This window comes from Pedobacter sp. Bi126 (assembly GCF_918698245.1).
In the GTDB taxonomy this organism is placed as follows: Bacteria; Bacteroidota; Bacteroidia; order Sphingobacteriales; family Sphingobacteriaceae; genus Pedobacter.
In genome coordinates, this window is the sequence record NZ_CAKKMS010000008.1 from 23184 (window position 1) to 41792 (window position 18609).

General features: G+C 38.5%; 16 protein-coding genes. 5 read left to right on the forward strand and 11 right to left on the reverse strand.

The genetic code is table 11. The features are described from left to right. Positions 1-88: 88 nt before the first annotated feature. From LQ201_RS22860 to LQ201_RS22870, 3 genes are all read left to right on the forward strand, one after another. On the forward strand, positions 89-586 hold the full coding sequence (locus LQ201_RS22860; RefSeq protein WP_029275756.1) for an RNA polymerase sigma factor: 498 nt from the start codon (positions 89-91) through the stop codon (positions 584-586). Beyond that, positions 573-1172, forward strand: coding sequence for a hypothetical protein (locus tag LQ201_RS22865; RefSeq protein WP_230146003.1), 600 nt, complete (start codon positions 573-575; stop codon positions 1170-1172). Before LQ201_RS22860 ends, LQ201_RS22865 begins: the two co-directional genes overlap by 14 nt. Positions 1173-1291: 119 nt before the next feature. Then, a complete protein-coding gene (locus LQ201_RS22870) occupies positions 1292-1858 on the forward strand; it encodes a DUF922 domain-containing protein (protein WP_230146004.1) in 567 nt (188 codons plus the stop codon). On the opposite strand, the gene LQ201_RS22875 is transcribed toward LQ201_RS22870, so the two are convergent. From LQ201_RS22875 to LQ201_RS22900, 6 genes are all read right to left on the reverse strand, one after another. After that, complete coding sequence (locus tag LQ201_RS22875) at positions 1847-2218, reverse strand: diacylglycerol kinase family protein (protein ID WP_230146005.1); 372 nt, start codon at positions 2216-2218, stop codon at positions 1847-1849. The genes LQ201_RS22870 and LQ201_RS22875 overlap by 12 nt on opposite strands. Before the next feature lie 549 nt (positions 2219-2767). Next, complete coding sequence (locus tag LQ201_RS22880; protein WP_230146006.1) at positions 2768-3364, reverse strand: hypothetical protein; 597 nt, start codon at positions 3362-3364, stop codon at positions 2768-2770. A gap of 59 nt (positions 3365-3423) precedes the next feature. Continuing rightward, the gene (locus LQ201_RS22885; RefSeq protein WP_230146007.1) at positions 3424-5334 is read right to left on the reverse strand and encodes a beta-N-acetylhexosaminidase; all 1911 of its coding nucleotides are present in this window, start codon (positions 5332-5334) and stop codon (positions 3424-3426) included. Between the two features lie 685 nt (positions 5335-6019). Continuing rightward, entirely contained in the window at positions 6020-6976 is a 957-nt protein-coding gene (gene trxB, locus LQ201_RS22890) for a thioredoxin-disulfide reductase (protein ID WP_113951968.1), read from the reverse strand. A 290-nt stretch (positions 6977-7266) separates the two neighbouring features. Then, on the reverse strand, positions 7267-8430 hold the full coding sequence (locus LQ201_RS22895; RefSeq protein ID WP_230146008.1) for a dipeptidase: 1164 nt from the start codon (positions 8428-8430) through the stop codon (positions 7267-7269). Positions 8431-8663: 233 nt separating this feature from the next. Next, positions 8664-10292, reverse strand: a complete 1629-nt coding sequence (locus tag LQ201_RS22900) for an acyl-CoA carboxylase subunit beta (protein WP_230146009.1) — start codon at positions 10290-10292, stop codon at positions 8664-8666. Between the two features lie 407 nt (positions 10293-10699). Here LQ201_RS22900 and LQ201_RS22905 point away from each other — a divergent pair, with 407 nt between their 5' ends. Both LQ201_RS22905 and LQ201_RS22910 read left to right on the forward strand, forming a co-directional pair. Beyond that, positions 10700-11143, forward strand: a complete 444-nt coding sequence (locus LQ201_RS22905) for a DUF2721 domain-containing protein (RefSeq protein ID WP_230146010.1) — start codon at positions 10700-10702, stop codon at positions 11141-11143. 1 nt (position 11144) lies between these two features. Then, positions 11145-11606 (forward strand): iron chaperone, encoded by a 462-nt coding sequence (locus LQ201_RS22910; protein ID WP_230146011.1) that lies wholly within the window; start codon positions 11145-11147, stop codon positions 11604-11606. On the opposite strand, the gene LQ201_RS22915 is transcribed toward LQ201_RS22910, so the two are convergent. The 5 genes from LQ201_RS22915 to guaB all read right to left on the reverse strand — a co-directional run bounded on the left by LQ201_RS22915 (position 11603) and on the right by guaB (position 18508). After that, a complete protein-coding gene (locus LQ201_RS22915; RefSeq protein WP_230146012.1) occupies positions 11603-12079 on the reverse strand; it encodes a hypothetical protein in 477 nt (158 codons plus the stop codon). The genes LQ201_RS22910 and LQ201_RS22915 overlap by 4 nt on opposite strands. A 123-nt stretch (positions 12080-12202) precedes the next feature. Then, a complete protein-coding gene (locus LQ201_RS22920) occupies positions 12203-12664 on the reverse strand; it encodes a MaoC family dehydratase (RefSeq protein WP_029275744.1) in 462 nt (153 codons plus the stop codon). A 175-nt stretch (positions 12665-12839) separates the two neighbouring features. After that, the gene (locus LQ201_RS22925) at positions 12840-13433 is read right to left on the reverse strand and encodes a TIGR00730 family Rossman fold protein (RefSeq protein ID WP_230146013.1); all 594 of its coding nucleotides are present in this window, start codon (positions 13431-13433) and stop codon (positions 12840-12842) included. Between the two features lie 668 nt (positions 13434-14101). Continuing rightward, positions 14102-16681 carry a TonB-dependent receptor gene (locus LQ201_RS22930; protein WP_230146014.1) on the reverse strand — a complete coding sequence of 860 codons (2580 nt, stop codon included), beginning with the start codon at positions 16679-16681 and terminating at the stop codon, positions 14102-14104. Between the two features lie 357 nt (positions 16682-17038). Continuing rightward, positions 17039-18508: an IMP dehydrogenase gene (guaB, locus tag LQ201_RS22935; protein ID WP_230146015.1), complete on the reverse strand. Its 1470-nt coding sequence runs from the start codon at positions 18506-18508 to the stop codon at positions 17039-17041. Positions 18509-18609 lie beyond the last annotated feature (101 nt).

Below are 18609 nucleotides of genomic sequence, written 5' to 3' on the forward strand. Positions count from 1 at the left end.
TCAATAGCATCAAAAAATATATTATTTTTGATTTCTGGTGTAACAAAAAATGTACATCCTCATCTAAAACGCAACTATAAACCCCTAAATGGAACAAAAAGACAAGTTATTTAAAGAGATCTTCGATTCAAATTCCAAAAAGATATTCCATTTATGTTATGGTTATACTGGCGATACCGACGCTGCAAACGATCTTCTACAGGAAACTTTTTTAAAGGTTTGGCAAAATCTGGATAAGTTCAGAAACAAATCTTTAATTTCTACGTGGATTTATAGAATTGCCGTGAATACTTGTTTAACTTATTTGAGATCAGAAAAAAGACAGGCGAAAGACGAATTAACAGATAACATTATAGAAAATAAAATAGAGGAATTTTCAGAGAAAAATGAACAGGTTGCCCTACTTTATAAATGTATATCCAAGCTCGAAGAGAATGACCGTTTAATTATTACAATGGTACTTGATGAATTACCATACCACGAAATTGCCGACATATCTGGAATAAGCGAAGGCAATTTGAGGGTAAAAATTCACCGTATTAAACAAAAATTAACAGAACTATATAGCCAGTATGCAAGCGTTTGATCAAATACAGGAGTTGTGGCAAAAGCACGAGGTAGAAGTTAAGGTTTCTGCTGATGAAATGCTGCAACAAGCGAAGAAAGAAGTAAATGGCATCAAGCTGAAATCGGCTTTGAACATTTTGGGTATGCTGGCATCCTTTATTGCCATTGCTGCATTGTGGATCTTTTTTCACTTCGAATCGTGGACCACACACGTAGGAATCAGCATCACCATTATTGCCATTGGCGTATATACCTTAATTCTGTACCGCGATTACAGGCTAATTTCGAAAACCGATTTCACCGCTCACCCGCACGAATATTTAAACAACCTAAAAACCTATCAATTAAACCGTTATAAACTCTACAACTCCTTATATTGGTTTTATATGATTGCACTTTCCTTGGGCATCATATTTTATTTTGTAGAAATTCTTGCGCACTTCAACACTGTTCAAAAAGTTTTAGCTGTTGGCTTAACAGCGATATGGATGTTATTTTGTTCAACGATATTAAGAAAGGCGGTGATGAGCAGGGAAAAAGAACGTATAGCTTTATTGATCGAGAAATTTGAGCGCATTAGCGGACAGATTTCTACTCCCGAATAATTTTAGGCACGGTTTTTTCACTGTAAAAACCAACACATGAAACCATCATGATTTACCATTTAACAATGGAATAACTAAGTCATGATAGCTTCACCAGCGTTGAAACTAAAATTACACAGGTGAAAAGACATATTATATTCCTTTTATTTTTGCTGGCACTGCCATGTACTTTTGCTTTTAAACAAGATTTTTCCGAGCCGATTCAATTGAATTGGGAAACGCATTTTAAAGGCAAAGCCGATATGCGCTCGCCATTTTTTGCGCTGACTGCTATGACATGGAAATACAGTTACTCCAGCACTGTTTACCGTAATCGCGTTGCCATTAAGCTTAAAAATGATGTGAGCATTGATAAAACGAGATCTTGGGTTAAGTGGGATAAAATTAAAGATCCTGAAATTAGGGCAAGTCTTTTACACCACGAACAAGGCCACGCCGATATTCAGTATGTTTTATTATTGGAGGCCGAAAGGGTATTAAAAAACCGGAACTATGCTGTAAGCAACTATAAAGCTCAAATATCTGAACTCGCCAATCAGATCAGCAATTATTTCGACACCATGCAACGTAACTATGATGAAGAAACCGAGCATGGCAGCAACCATAAAATGCAGGCCCGATGGGATGACATTATCCAGGATAAGATTGAAGAATCGAGGACTGCTATGGCCGAATTACAAAAATAGTTTTGGGATAAAAATAATGGCACCAACGACCAAAGCTAAAAACGCGGCCACCAAAACCGCAGCAGCAGCCAAATCTTTTACCACTTTAATTTTAGGATGATATTCTGGAGAAACCACATCGGCCAGTTTTTCGAGAGCAGAATTTAAAATTTCGGCAACAAAAACAGCCGAAATAACAGATAAAATGGCAATCCATTCTGAACCGGAAATTTTCAGGTAAAAGGATAAACCAATGGCAACGATTGCTGCAAACAAATGAACTCTTCCATTATGATCGTTAACGAAGAACAGTTTTAGTCCGTTAAAAGCATATTTAAAGCTCCTGATCCGATCGATGATAGAAAATTTTTCGTTGTTCATTGTTTTTAAATTGCGTGATAGATCCTGAAACAAGTTCAGGATGATGAATTAGTGTGGTCGTCGTCATTGCGAAGCACGAAGCAATCTTAAAGCGCATGCTATAACCGATTTATTCAGCACTAGGAAAGATCCTTCGACTACGCTACCATTGACGTTATTCTATAAACAACTATTAATCAATATTTTAGCCACCGTCGAATTTCCATCCAGCTAGGCCATAGCACGGTATCCCCGTTCTACTTAAATCCGGCCTAACAAATTTTTCTGGCTCCACCGACCCAGCCTACCCACTAGCTTTGAAAGAAAAATTTTCAGCCGGTGTTTTTTGTTTCTTTTTGACAGCAAAAAGAAAGAGCCCCATCGGCGGCGGCGAGCCGAGGCAAGGATGAGCCTCTGGGCAAAAAAAAGATATGCGTCATTCATATTGATTTTTATACAATAAATTATCCCTCATGATGACAACGATTGCAAAAAGCCGTAACAAGCAGTCTCCTCGCCGCTTTATGCTCCACACCCTTTCCCTCTACCTTCCGCCTTTTACCTTAAACCTTACTTTACTTCACTTGTAGAAAAGCCATTTCCACTTAATTTATATTGATAGGTCCGAGTAATTGTTTTAGTACTATCTGCACTGTCTTTTACCGGAAAAGAACGGAACAGGTCTCCATTTTTAATAAAAAAATTATCGTTACCGTTATAACCTTTCTTTTGACTGGTACTTAAAGAAGGGAAACTGATTTTATTGAAATCGCCACGCGTGTATTCAAAAACATTTAAATCCGAAACTGTTTTTTTGCTTAAGAGCTGAATATACAATTCAGGATTTCCGTCATTGTCTAAATCCATATTCCAGGCATCAATCACAATACCTTTACGATCTACGGCGGCCGACCTGTAATTATTATGCACTGAATCAGACATCAGAATCTGATATCCCCCAATAGAGTCAACCCCTTTTCCCCAGCTTACAATTTCGAAATTTAATCCGGGTCTCACTTCTATATCTTTATAAAAACGGAAAGGGTTTTTCTGCACTTTTTCAGTTTCTGTCTTAATTTCTTTAGGTTTTTCTTCTGTGCATGCAAAACAAAACAGCATCCCTGTTATTAACAAGAGATGCTGTAATGTATATTTCTGTAATTTCATTCTATTTAGGACGTTTTGGTTGCCCCAAATTAAGTATTTTAGCTTTTTAAAGCAACATTTTATTTCTTTGCATCTGTTTTAACTTCTGGTGCTCCGTTATTTAAAACGGTTTCGGCAACTACGCTTCTTTTGCCACTTGGTGCAATAACAATGGTTTTTAATACTCTTTTTTCTCCTTGTGGTACTGTAATTTTAATTGGTGCGGTGTACAAGAATGCATTTTCTGATGGACGGGATAAATCAATCGAATAATAAATTTTAGCTCCGGTTACAGGTGCTTTTAAATCAATTGTAAATTCTCCGCCTGTTAAGGGTTTATCGCTCTGACCAAGTGGTGTAGGTACCCAGAAATTAACATTCATTTTATCTAAACGGGCCAAATGAGCTGGTAAACGTTGTTCAGAAAAATTCTTTAAATCTTTACGCTCAACCGGCGACCATGCAATTTCAGATAAAGCCAATAAACGTGGGAAAGCATGGTTTTCTGCTTTTGCTGTGGTTTTAATATACTCCGTCCACATATTAGCCTGCACACCTTTAATGTATTTTCTTTCATCGGCAGTTAACACTTTCGGAATCGGATCGTAAGCATAAATCTTTTGATAAGGGGCAAATCCGCCAATGGTTACCGGCTCGTCAGGAGAGTTTGATTGTTTGTGGTCGATATATAAACCCATCGATCCTGGGGTCATAATTACATCGTGTTTTTGCTGTGCAGCTGCAATTCCGCCATCTTCGCCTCTCCAGCTCATTACGGTTGCATTAGGCGCCAAGCCACCTTCTAAAATCTCATCCCAACCAATGATCGAGCGTCCCTTTCCGTTTACATGTTTTTCTATCGTTTGGATGAAATAACTCTGTAATTCATGCTCATCTTTCAAACCTTTCTCTTTCATTAGGTTCTGGCAGAAGGTAGATTCTTTCCAATAGGTTTTAGGCGCTTCATCGCCTCCAATATGAATGTATTTAGAAGGGAAAATAGCGATAACCTCGTCTAAAATATTTTCAAGAAAAGTAAAGGTATTTTGCGAAGGCACAAAAATATCGTCAAAAACGCCCCAGGTTTGTTGTACCTGTTTACCTTTTCTGCTACCCGCCCATGGTGTTTTATCGCTGATAAAAGTATCGCGATCAGGGAAACAGCTTAATTCAGGATAAGCAGCAATTGCAGCAGAAGCGTGTCCTGGCAATTCGATTTCCGGAATTACCGTAATGTATTTCGTAGCTGCATATTTAACAATTTCTTTGGCTTCTTCTTGTGTATAATAACCTTTAACGGGCGTAAGATAATTGCCATTGCCCGGATAATTGCCAATAATCGTTCCGTTACGTGAAGAACCGATTTCAATTAGTTTAGGATACTTTTTAATCTCCAGTCTCCAGCCCTGATCGTCAGTTAAATGCCAGTGGAAAGTATTGATTTTGTAATAAGCCAACTGATCGATGTATTTTTTGATAAAAGAGATCGGGAAGAAATGACGGCTTACATCCAACATGGTTCCGCGGTAGGCAAAACGTGGATAATCGTTAATATCAACTGCAGGGATGGTAATTTTATCAGCCACTTTATCTGGCATCATCTGCATAGCAGATTGAACCGCATAAAAAAGGCCCGCGCCTTTTCCTGTTAAAATAATTTGTTTAGGGGTAACTTTAATCGTGTAACCTTCGGCTGGCAATTGATCTGCTCCAACAGATGTTAAAACAATTGCTTTTTGGTTAGGTTGAGTAATTTTAGTTTCACGTAAGGCAAAACCTGCCTTGGTAACGATAAAAGCGTTTAATAAATCAGCCATCTTTGCGCCGTCGATGCTTTGATTTACTAAAACCGTGGTTTTATCTAAAATGAAATTTCCGTTTGCCCTGGTAATGGCTACAGGTGCAGGTATGATACCCAGATTAGGATCACTCTGCGCAAATGCACTCGTGCTGATTAATACTCCAATAAAAATCGATAATGCTTTGTTCATGTTGTGTTTTTGTTTTTATAGATTTATTTGATTGTTGGAACCAAGATAGAGATTATGGCCAGATTCCGAATCTCACATTCTTGTTACAATTTAGATCAACCGTTTGACTGCACCGCATAACGCAGATAATCTAAGTATTAAAAGGTCGTCATTTCGAGCGGAGTGCAACGCAGTCGAGAAATCTACATAACAGATTTCTCCATTCCACTGCGTTTCAGTCGAAATGACGACTACTTTTATGAAAATCAGGTGCAGAAGCGTTTGGGTAATGATAGTCCCGCTCCCGCTTTCTGCTCCCGATGTAAAATCGGGGGCATCCCGCTTTGATCGGGTTTAAATGGCACAGCCAGTTGAACTATTTGGGGTTGCAAAGTGTAGAAGAATTATTCTAGGCAGCATGCTGTTCAACTTTAAATTTAGCAGAAACCTAAGTATTTAAACCTGATTGTAATGGAAAGCACGCAATCCCGATTTTTCATCGGGAGCGGACTTGAAATGTAAAGCAGGACTAACAATAAAAGAACCACTGCAATTGCTTTCCAAAAAAAGAGAAATTGTAAGCCTAGTGAAACAAGATCAGCGTTGATAGATCTCTCCATTCCACTACGTTCCAGTCGAGATGACGACATTAACAAAAAAGAGAAACCGTTGCTGATTTCTCTTTTTAAAATTATATTAAAATATTTTACGCTTCTACAGGATGCTCTTTAGCAGCCAAGTACCTTTCGGCATCGAGCGCGGCCATACATCCAGAACCTGCAGCAGTTACCGCCTGTCTGTAATACATATCCTGCACATCGCCACAGGCAAAAACACCTTCGATATTGGTTAAAGTGGAACCTGGTTTGGTAGCTAAATAACCCGTTTCATCCATATCCAACTGGCCTTTAAAAATATCAGTATTTGGCTTATGACCGATAGCCACAAAGAAACCTTCTACAGCGATATCAGACTCAACACCAGTTTTGTTATTTAAAACTTTAACCGCAGTTACATTTTTACCGTTACCTAAAATCTCCTGGGTTTCGGTATTGTAATGCACCACAATATTCGGTGTAGCCAATACTCGGCTCACCATTGCTTTAGAAGCTCTGAATTCGTCTCTACGAACCAATAAATGAACGGTTTTACATAATTTAGCTAAATATGTTGCTTCTTCGGCAGCAGTATCTCCAGCACCTACAATGGCAACATCTTGTCCTTTAAAGAAGAAACCATCGCACACGGCACAGGCCGAAACCCCAAACCCATTGTATTGTTGCTCACTTGGTAAACCCAGCCATTTTGCTGTAGCGCCTGTAGCAATAATTACGGTATCAGCTGTAATGGTTTTAATTTCATCAACCACTACTTTATGCGGCGTTGAAGAAAAATCAACCGAACTTACATAACCAAAACGGATATCGGTACCAAAACGCTCTGCCTGCTTGCGGAAATCCTCCATCATTTCTGGCCCCATAATTCCTTGCGGATAACCTGGAAAATTTTCTACATCTGTAGTTTGCGTAAGCTGCCCACCGGCTTGCATACCGGTATACATAATTGGTTTTAAATCAGCTCTGGCAGCATAAATAGCAGCAGTATAACCTGCAGGACCTGAACCTATAATTAAACACTGAACGTGTTCGTTTTCTTGTGACATTATATTGTGTGTTTGAAATTCATTAATCGTAGCGCAAATTTAACGCTTTAAATATTTGTTGGCAAGTGCACATTGTCAACATAGTTTACTTATTAACATCATAAGCCGAGTGGAAAGCGCATGGCGTTTGGCATTTAAAGCTATTCGTGGTGTCAGATGTTTCCATCTGACACTGACTCCATATATGCGTGATAATTTTTTACCAGTCAGATGGTAACATCTGACTGCACAACAAGCTCCAATTCAGGAATACTTTAAAGTAAGACGGTAACATCTGACAGCACAAAAAATTATCCTCCTTTATTCTCTCTGATCAACCGAACTACATTGCCTCCCAAAATTTTCTTGATATCGTTTTCCGAATACCCATTTTTAATCAGCTCATCGGTAATTTTAGGATAATCTGCTACACTGTTCATTCCTAAAGGAAAAGATTCGGCACCATCAAAATCGGCCCCCAATCCTACATGGTCTATGCCAATTAATTTCACCACGTGACTAATATGTTTAACCAAAAGTGCAATCGGCGGACGTGTGGCATCGGCATCAGCCTGATGGTTGAAAATCAACGTATCAATGGCATTGCTTCTACCATATTTAGCAGTCAATGTTTTAAGCTCGCTAACATATTTTGCAAAGAATTCTTTTTGTTTGGTATTGAAGCTAGCATCTAAAAAACCACTGTAGAAATTAATGCAAACTACACCGCCATTTTTACCTACAGCTTTAATCTGATCATCTTTTAAATTTCGCGGAACCGGATTTAAAGCATAAGCACAGCTATGGGAAACAATTACGGGTTTAGCAGATGCAGCAATGGCATCATAAAATGTTTTTTCACCCACGTGTGATAAATCGACCATTGCACCGAGTTGATTCAATCGTTTTACAACCTGTTTTCCAAAATCGCTTAAACCCGCATATTCGGGTTTCACTTTACCCGAAGTTTCTTCGGTGGCCGAACTCGACCATGGGGTACTGTTGTTCCAGGTTAAAGTAAGGTAAGCCATTCCGCGCTTTGCCAAACTATCGATATAATCTAAACGGTTTTCGATCATATGCCCACCTTCTACCCCTATCATCGCAGCCAATTTTTGTTGTTTAACCGCTTGTTCGAGATCTTTAGCATTTGTTACCAATTTAATTTTATCGGGATATCGTTTAATTAAACTATAAAGTGAATCTATTTCCTGATTAGCTACAGCATATCCACCCGTTTCATCACACCAGATAGAAAAAAACTGAACATCCAAGCCACCTTGTTTGGCCCTCACTAAATCGAAATTCCCCTTAGATTGAAGTTTCCCGATATCGATGCCCGATTTGATCTGATTGAACAAAATATCGCCATGTGTATCGATTACAATCGCATTTTGATGAATTTTATCCGAATTTTGGGCAAACAGATTGATCTGCAACAGTATAACGACAAGAAAAAGATAAAGATTTTTCATGCACTAAATATAATATTAATTGTTTTTACAAGTACAGACATTCAACGTCCCATCTATTTTTTAACCACCAAGAAACAAAGGCACAATATGTTCTGAATGAGTTGACCGCCTTAGAAACTTAGTTCCTTATAGATGGTTATTTGTGCTCAAAACTCAGGTGCTCTAAGGTGCCTCAGGTGGTAAAAATAATACAATGTAACTGTCAGATGGTAACATCCGACAGCACATTATAACTAAGTCTGTATCACACCTACATTAAACTTCTTAGTAATCGGCGATTGGTTGGCAGCCTCAATTCCCATCGAAATAACTTTTCTCGTTTCTAACGGGTCGATAATACCATCTACCCAAAGCCGGGATGCAGCATAATAAGGGGTGGTTTGGCTATCGTATCTGTCGGTGATTTCTTTTAACAACTCTGCCTCTTTTTCTGGCGTAATTACCTCTCCTTTTGCTTTTAAAGAGGCTTCCTGAATCTGAAGTAAAGTTTTTGCAGCCTGCGAACCGCCCATTACCGCAATTTTAGCAGTTGGCCAGGCATAAATCAATCTAGGGTCGTAAGCCTTACCGCACATGGCATAGTTGCCAGCACCATAAGAATTACCCAATACTATTGTAAATTTTGGCACTACAGAATTGGCAACAGCATTAACCATTTTAGCACCATCTTTAATAATACCACCATGTTCTGATCGGCTGCCTACCATAAAGCCAGTAACATCCTGCAAAAACACCAATGGGATTTTCTTCTGGTTACAGTTCATAATAAAACGGGTAGCTTTATCGGCGCTATCAGAATAAATTACACCGCCAAACTGCATCTCTCCTTTTTTCGACTTCACCACTTTACGCTGATTGGCCACAATACCTACTGCCCAGCCATCAATACGGCCTAAACCACAAACAATGCTTTGTCCGTAGCCTTTTTTATACTCTTCAAATTCCGATCCATCAACCAAACGGTTAATGATATCCATTATTTCATAAGGTTTATCTCTGTTTTCGGGTAAAATACCATACAATTCTTCTTCATTTTCTTTTGGTTTTGCTGGTTTAATCCTATCAAAACCGGCATTTTGAGGCGCGCCCAACATACTCATGATGTTCCTGATGCTATCTAAGCAGGCCTGATCATTGGGATGTTTATAATCGGTAACACCTGATATTTCGCAATGAGTAGTGGCTCCACCCAAAGTTTCATTGTCAACCTCTTCACCTATGGCCGATTTAACCAGGTAAGACCCCGCTAAAAAAACCGATCCTGTTTTATCAACAATCATCGCTTCATCGCTCATAATGGGCAAATAGGCACCACCGGCAACACAAGCCCCCATGATGGCAGAAATCTGGACTATTCCTTCCGACGACATGATGGCATTGTTACGAAACATCCTTCCAAAATGTTCTTTATCAGGAAAAATCTCATCTTGCATCGGGAGATATACACCAGCGCTATCAACCAGGTATATTACTGGTAGGCGGTTCTCCATAGCAATTTCCTGAGCACGGAGGTTCTTTTTTGCAGTCATGGGAAACCAGGCACCTGCTTTTACTGTGGCATCGTTGGCCACAATCATACATTGTCTTCCGCTTACATAGCCAATACCGCACACCACTCCTGCGGAAGGACAGCCACCTTGCTCGGCATACATACCATCAGCCGTAAAAGCACCAACTTCTAAGAAGCTGGTATCTTTATCAATTAAATAGGCAATCCGCTCGCGGGCCAATAGCTTTCCCTTTTCTTTTTGTTTGGCCGCATTTTTTTCACCGCCACCTAAATATATTTTTTTGAGTCTGGTTTTCAGTTCGTATACCAACTGTTTATTTACATCCTCATTTTTATTGAATTCGATATTCATGGTGGCAATTTAAATTTAATTTTAGAAAAACAGTATTGACCAAAACGGTTTCTGGTACAAAGCGATTTTTAACCACAAAGAAAACAAGAGAAATCACTGAGGGCACAGCGTTCTGAATGCTTTTTAAAGATTAAATTACCTACAACTTAATTGATAACTAAAGTATTTTCTCAGTTTACCTCTGTGTAAAAACTCTGTTCCCGCTGTGGTTAATTATCCATTTTAACCACAGAGAAATAAGAGAAATCACGGAGGGCACAGAGATCTGAATGCTTTTATTTAGGATTAGATTACCTACAATTTGAGTGACAACTAAAGTACTTTCTCAGTTTACCTCTGTGTAAAAACGCTGTTCCCGCTGGGGTTAATTATCCGTTTAAAATGATATTTTTGGGTAAATCCGAAAAATGGAACTAACCATCAATATTCCTGCCCTATTGTTTCCTGCCATCAGCTTAATTATGCTGGCTTATACCAACCGTTTCCTGGCTTTGGCAAGTTTAGTGAGAAGTTTGAAATCGAAATATGAGGATGGCGATAAAAATGCAGCGCTGCATAAACAGATCGAAAACCTGCGTTACCGCTTAAGATTGATCAAAAACATGCAGGCTTTTGGTGTACTTAGCTTTGCCAGCTGCCTTTTTTGTATGTTTTTTATTTATTTGGAGTGGAATACCGTTGCTGAAATTCTTTTTGCCCTGAGTTTGATATTTTTCATGATATCGTTAATCATTTCGTTAATAGAAATCCAGATCAGTACAAAAGCCCTGGAGCTGGAGCTGAGCAGTTTAGAAGAACTCGATAATCCATCAATTGTAAGTAGATTTAAAAAGAAATTTGATAAAGATTGATATGCAACCATCTGTTAATACGCCAGAAGACTATTTAAACAGCCTCCCTGAAGAAAGGAAAGCGCCAGTTTCGAAATTGAGAGATACTATTTTAGAGAATCTGCCAGCAGGTTTCGAAGAACAGATTACGTATGGTATGCTGGGATATGTTATTCCACTCAGGCTTTATCCTCCAGGTTACCATTGTACACCAGAACAGGCTTTACCTTTTATCAATATTGGTTCACAAAAGAATTTTATTGTTATGCACCACTTGGGATTATACGCATTTACTGATTTACTGGAATGGTTTCAGGCAGAATATCCTAAACACAGCAAATACAAATTGGATATGGGTAAAGGTTGCGTCCGTTTTAAAAAGCCTGATGATATTCCATACGCATTAATTGCCGGGCTTATCAGAAAGGTTACACCTGCAGAATGGATTGAACAATATGAAAAAGTATATAAACGTAAAGGCTAATTTTGATAAACTACCCCATCAATCTTCAGCTTTTTAAACTTTTCGGCCCAGCCTTTACCTCTTATGTATTTTACCTGCGATGGGTATCCTTTTAAATTTGGATGATAAATCGGATCAAATGAAAAAGTCATTTCGGTATCCGATTTTTGAATAACAGTGACTTCGTTATCATTTTCATCCTTTTCTCCAGTTGTAAAAAATTTATCGCCCATTTTTGCATTAAAATCAGCTCTGGTATAAGTTTTCAAAGGACTATCGGGATAGCCCTCAATCAATTTATTCTGTTCGTCGATCCTTAAATAAACTGTACTCACTGCATCGCCTCCTAACAATGAATAAAACTTGAAAAAAAGCTTTTTATTGATGCGAACAGTATCCTTGATTTCGGTATAAGATTGAGCATTCATATACCATAAATTGCCAATCTGCATCGGCAAAAACGAATCGGCTGCCAAATTTTGATCTTTATTCATTTGGCAGGATAGGATAAACAGACTAATTAAAACAAAACTTAAAGATTTCCAGTTTACGATCATGAGGCATTTATTTTTTCTTATTTAACGTTAAAGATAAACAATGCACTACATTGTAAGCTATTAATTCACAAAATGATACAAGAAAACAACCTCACCACTAAAGGCAGGTTTCTTTTGATCTTCAATTTCCATTTCGATAGCCATATTTACTTTGGTTACGCCTCGGAGATTAATAATAGAAGCCAGTTTTGCTTTTAGCCGTACTTTGCTGTTAACGGTAACTGCCTGCGCAAACCTTAAACTTTCGATACCATAATTGATCTCCATTTTTAATTTTTGGATATCAACAATTTCTTTCCATAGGTAAGGGATTAAGGAAAGCGTTAAATAGCCATGCGCTATGGTTGCTTTAAAAGGGCCTTCATTTTGGGCTCTTTCTTCATCAACATGAATCCATTGATGGTCTAATGTGGCATCGGCAAATTTATTAATCTGTTCTTGTGTAATGGTGTGCCATGAAGAAACGCCTAATTCCTTGCCAAGGTATTGTTCAAATTCTGCGTGGGAAGTAATGATTTGCATTTCGGTATATTTTTAGCGCCAAGCGTTATGCGGCCGGCGAATTAATAATTATTTTTTTAATTCTGGTTAAGAGGCATTTTTGGGTTAATAGCTTATAGTAGATGGTTAATGGCCTGATGATATAAGCACCCTAACTATGAACTATTGACTATTAACCATAAGCATCTTGCTATAATTAACTCAGGTTCCGCTCTCTAAACCAAACCTCGTCTGGAATGGCAGAAAAATCATCCATTTTATCAATTAAAGTTTCGGCATTTGCTTCATTAAAAACTAAATCGCGATTGGCCGGTTTCAAAAACTTACTTTGCACCATCATATCCATTTGGGCAAATAAGGGATCGTAAAAACCACTTACATTTAATACGCCGATTGGTTTTGTGTGCAGGCAGAGCTGCAACCAGGTTAACACTTCAAAAAACTCTTCAAGGGTGCCGAAACCACCGGGCAAAATAACAAAACCATCACTTAAGTCGGCCATTCTCTGTTTTCTTTGGTGCATATTTTCGGTTACGATCATTTCGGTTATCCCTTTATGACCAACTTCTTTATCCATTAAAAACTGTGGGATTACACCTGTAACTAAACCACCTAACTCAAGTACATCATTGGCTAATACACCCATCACGCCTACACTTCCGCCACCGTAAACCAATCTGATCTGCTGTTTTACAAGTGTTTCTGCCAATTGCCTTATTGCGTTACGCAGCGCTACATCGCCATTAAAGTTTGAGCCACAATACACACAAACTGATTTAAGCTTATTCATTTAGTTAAAATTTACCGAAGTTAAGACTTTATCGGCTTTCTGTAAATTTTAATTCTGCACAAAGCTGTTACAGTTTTAGTTGTTTCGTTAACAAGTGCTGTATCTTAAGTGATGATTTCCATTGGAACTTGTTACGTTGTCCAAAGGACTCCTACGGAGAGCTTGTCGAAACGCTTTTCGGGAAATTTAACAGGTCCTTCGACAGGCTACCATTGACGTTATTTGCAATTGCTTACTAATAAGACATTTGCAACTATATACATTTCCGTCCAGCTAGGCCATACCACCCCATCCCCGTTTTACTTAAATACGGCCTAACAAATTTTTCGGGCTGTACTGACCTAGCCAACCTACTAGCTTCAAAAGAAAACGGCGAAGCCCTCATGAATGCAGCTGAAAACTATAATACGAATGAATAAATTTTCAGCCGGCATTTTTTGTTTCTTTTTTGATGCCAAAAAGAAAGAGCCATTCGGCGGCGGTGAGCCGAGGCAAGAATGAGCAGTTGGGCAAAAAAGGATATGCGTCATTCATATTGATTTTTATATAATAAATTAACCCTCAGGATGACAATTCTATATTTATAATAAAGCCTCTTACTAAAAAAAGGAGTGGCATTACACCACTCCTTTTAACCAAATATAAGAGAGAAAAGATTAATTTAGAGATTAGAAAGCATAACGGATTGTAGCACCATAAGTTCTTGGATCGCCCAGTACGCCTGCGTATAAGCCTGAGTTACCAGCTGCAGCCTGCAATTGTTCATAATAGTTTTTGTTTGCGATATTTCGGCTCCATACAAACAAAGAGAACTTATCCGATTTAAATCCTAACCTTGCATTAAATAAAGCATAACCTTTAACATTTAAAATGCTTGATGGTGTTGGGTTTGACGAATATTCTGAACGGTAACTCGCATCGCCGGCGATAAAATATCTACCAGCCCTGGTTGCTAAATTACCTGGGGTACTAAATTCAGAACCTCCAGAGATATTCCATTTAGAAATACCCGGCAATCTGCCTCCCGAAGCATCTTTAAATGCCACTTGGGTAGCCACACCGTTTACCAATTCGGTATGGCCGGTTTCTTCTAAAGGAAGTGGCGCATTGGTGAATTTCACATATTTACCATCAAGGTAAGCTACCGCAGCATTTAAAGTTAAGAATCTTTCCAATTGATAAGTTCCATCAATTTCTAAACCTTTTACTTTAACTTTTTCTGCATTAGCAAGATACCCCCTATTTACCCCCAGCTGTGGAGATTGTACATTGGTTTGGTAATCTTTAATGTCGGTATTAAAAGCGGTAACATTCAATATGGCACCTTTAACCGGTTTTGTTTTTAAACCTAATTCGTAATGTTGAACATATTCTGGCTTTACAACAGCAAGCGACAAGTCTGCTTGTCCGGTTGAAGTAGTTGGCAAGCCACCTACGTTAACACCAACAGGTTTATAAGCAGTAGAGAAAGTTCCATAAACGTTTAACTTTGTGTTAGGGCGGTATGAAACCGTTAAGTTACCCGATAGGTTATTGTTATCTACTTTGGTAGTAAACTGCTGATTACTATACACAGCGGCTTTTAGTGCAAGTAAAGTGGCATCTGTAGTCTGCAATCCGCCATAAGTTACCCTGTCGTAATCCACATCTTTTTTATCGTAGGTGTATCTTAAACCAGGTAATACGTGAAAGTGCGCTAAAAATTCCCAGTCTACCTGAGCAAAAATAGCTGCACTTAACGATTTGATGGTCGAATTGGTTTTGATTCCAAAGCCATCTAATAAACCAGGGGTTGAATATAATGCCTGATTACCCGTATTGCTGGTTTGCACAAATCTCCATTGATCTTTACCTACTTCTTCTGTTTGAGCCAAACCTTTTAAGTTCTGAGCAAGGGCAAACACCCCAATTACACCACTTAATTTATCAGTGATATTACCAGCATATCTAATTTCCTGTGAATATTGATCATGATGGGAGTTGCCTTGAGATTTTGTTAATGCAGACAGTTCAGAGAAATCCCTGTCGTTTGTGGGATCCCAGTTCCAGAATCTCCATGCAGTGGTAGAAGTTAATGTTCCGCCACCAATCTTATAATCCACATTTAAGGATATACCACCGATTGATTGATTATGTCTCCATGGAGTATTGGTGTTTATTTCTCTGGAAAAAGGATCAATTTTAGGTTGCTGGTAGCCTAAATCTGAAACAATTTTGGCATACTGACGGTAAGCGCTTCTTTCTGTCTGCGCAACACCAGCAATTACCAATGGGTAACCCGCAGGGTGCTGAACACTTACATCGCTACTCAATAATATCTGTAGCCTATCTGAAGGAGTAAAATACAACTGGCCTTTAAAACCAAGGTTATTTTGTCCGCTATATTTACGTTCTTCTCTGGTATTCCATATTGTACCATCTCGTTGGGTACCGGAGATTGATATTTTAGCAGCAAGATTTTTTGCTACCCCGCCCGAAACTGACGTTTTTGCCTGGATAAAGTTATAGTTTCCAACGCTTAGTTCTACTTTGGCACTTGGTGTTTGGGTTGGTTTTGTAGTGGTGATGTTAAATGCACCTGCGGTAGTATTTTTTCCAAATAACGTACCTTGAGGACCACGGATTACTTCTATTTGTTCGATATCCAGGAAATCGGTTGAGGTAGCAGCCGGACGAGCATGATAAACACCATCTACGTAAAAACCTACACCTGGGTCGATACCATCGTTAGTTAAACCGAATGTTGAACCCAGACCTCTAATATTAAGTGTTGTATTTCTTGCATTCGAAGCATATAATTGTACAGATGGCACTAACTCTTTTAAACGGTTAACATTAAAAGCACCTGCATTTTCTGCTGCCTGGCCACCGATTACAGTAATTGGAATAGGCACGTCCTGTAAAACCTCCGAACGTCTTCTCGACGTTACAACGATCTCATCTAATAATGCATTTTCTACCAGAACCAATTCTATTGGCGTTTCCTGAAGTTTTAAAATCTGAAAATCCTGTGGTTTATAGCCAACTGAGCTCACTTGAAGGTAAAATGGAGTCTCTTGTTTTACATTTATGCTGAAAACACCATTATCATCTGCCACTACGGCTTGGTTTGTTCCTCTTACCTTTACAGTAGCATGTGGTATTGTACTGCCATTTGTTGTTTTAATTACGCCGGTTACTGGGCTTTGGGCAAAGGCAAAACTTGCCGAAAGTAAAAATGAAAAGAGGATAAGTAAACTTTTGTTCATGATTAGTTATATAGTTTGTTTAAATGTTGTTGATTAATGACTCGTTCGAAAGTATGCGATTACTGTTTTAGAATGGCTACAACAACAATACGAGCGTGTTTTTTGATTTGTTTTCATAATTATTATATAAATCCTATAGATTTAGTCGACAAATATATTAAAAAATTTTAGCTGCCAAATTTTATTTTGTGATTTTTATCTTTATTATCAATTCTCCAGACCTCATAGGTTTTAAAAACCTATAAGGTCTAAAAACAAAACGGGGCTATCGTAAACGATGCCCCGCTGAATTATAAAAATATTGCTAATGAGATTGCTTCGTTCCTCGCAATGACGATTATTCGAAAGGATTATACCTTATCTGGTATAATTTGGTGCTTCTTTAGTAATCGTAATATCGTGTGGATGGCTTTCGCGCATACCTGCCGCAGTAATCTGCACAAATTGTGCTTCTTGTAATGCCTCTATATTTGCTGCACCGCAATAGCCCATACTTGCACGTAAACCACCAATGTACTGATACATTACTTCTGCTAGGGTACCTTTAAATGGCACACGGCCTACAATACCTTCTGGAACTAACTTTTTAATATCATCTTCTACATCCTGGAAATAACGGTCTTTAGACCCCTGCTCCATTGCTTCAATTGAGCCCATTCCACGGTAAGATTTAAATTTACGTCCTTCGTAGATAATGGTTTCGCCTGGTGATTCTTCAACTCCTGCAAATAACGAACCTGCCATTACGGTGCTTGCTCCAGAAGCAATTGCTTTGGCAATATCACCTGTGTGTTTAATACCACCATCGGCAATAACAGGAACACCTGTGCCTTTTAAAGCTTTGGCACATTCGTAAACCGCATATAATTGAGGAACACCAACACCGGCAATAATTCTTGTTGTACAGATAGAACCAGGACCAATACCAACCTTAACAGCATCGGCACCAGCATCGGCTAAGAATTTAGCAGCAGCACCGGTAGCAATATTTCCAACGATAACCTGTAAATCAGGATATTTAGCTTTAACTTCTTTTAATTTATCAACTACTCCTTTAGAATGGCCATGAGCAGTATCAATGGTAATTACGTCAACACCGGCATGAACCAAGGCATCAACACGTTGAATAGTATCAGCTGTTACACCAACCGCAGCACCTACACGTAAACGACCGCGTTCATCTTTACAGGCAGCAGGATAATTTTTAACCTTCGAAATATCTTTAAAAGTAATTAAACCGCTTAAGTAACCGTCTTTGCTCACCACAGGAAGTTTCTCGATTTTATGGTTCTGAAGAATTTCCTCTGCCTGAACCAAAGTAGTACCTTCTGGTGCAGTGATTAAATTTTCTTTAGTCATTACCTCAGAAATTGGTCTTTTCATATCCTTTTGGAAACGTAAATCCCTATTTGTAATAATACCCACCAATTTATTGTCGCTGCTTACAACAGGAATACCACCAATTTTATGCTCTTTCATAATCTTGAAAGCATCGGCTACAACAGCTGTTTCCAATAAGGTAACCGGATCCTGGATCATACCGCTTTCAGAACGTTTAACCTTACGTACTTCTTCGGCTTGTCTTTCTATGGTCATGTTTTTATGTAACATACCAATACCACCATTTTGCGCAATGGCAATGGCTAGTTCGGCTTCTGTTACAGTATCCATCGCTGCAGAAATCAATGGAACATTAAGTTTAATTTTTTTTGTTAAAAAAGTGGATGTATTTACTTCACGGGGCAGAATTTCGGAATATGCAGGTACTAGAAGTACGTCGTCATACGTTAAACCTGTGGCAATAAACTTTGTGGAATCGAGTTGCATAGCAAATAAATTAGGATTTATTATTTGCCAGGCAAAGATACGAAAATTGAGGGAATATAAAAGTATAATAATAAAAATGCTTAAATATTGAGCTTGTCTGA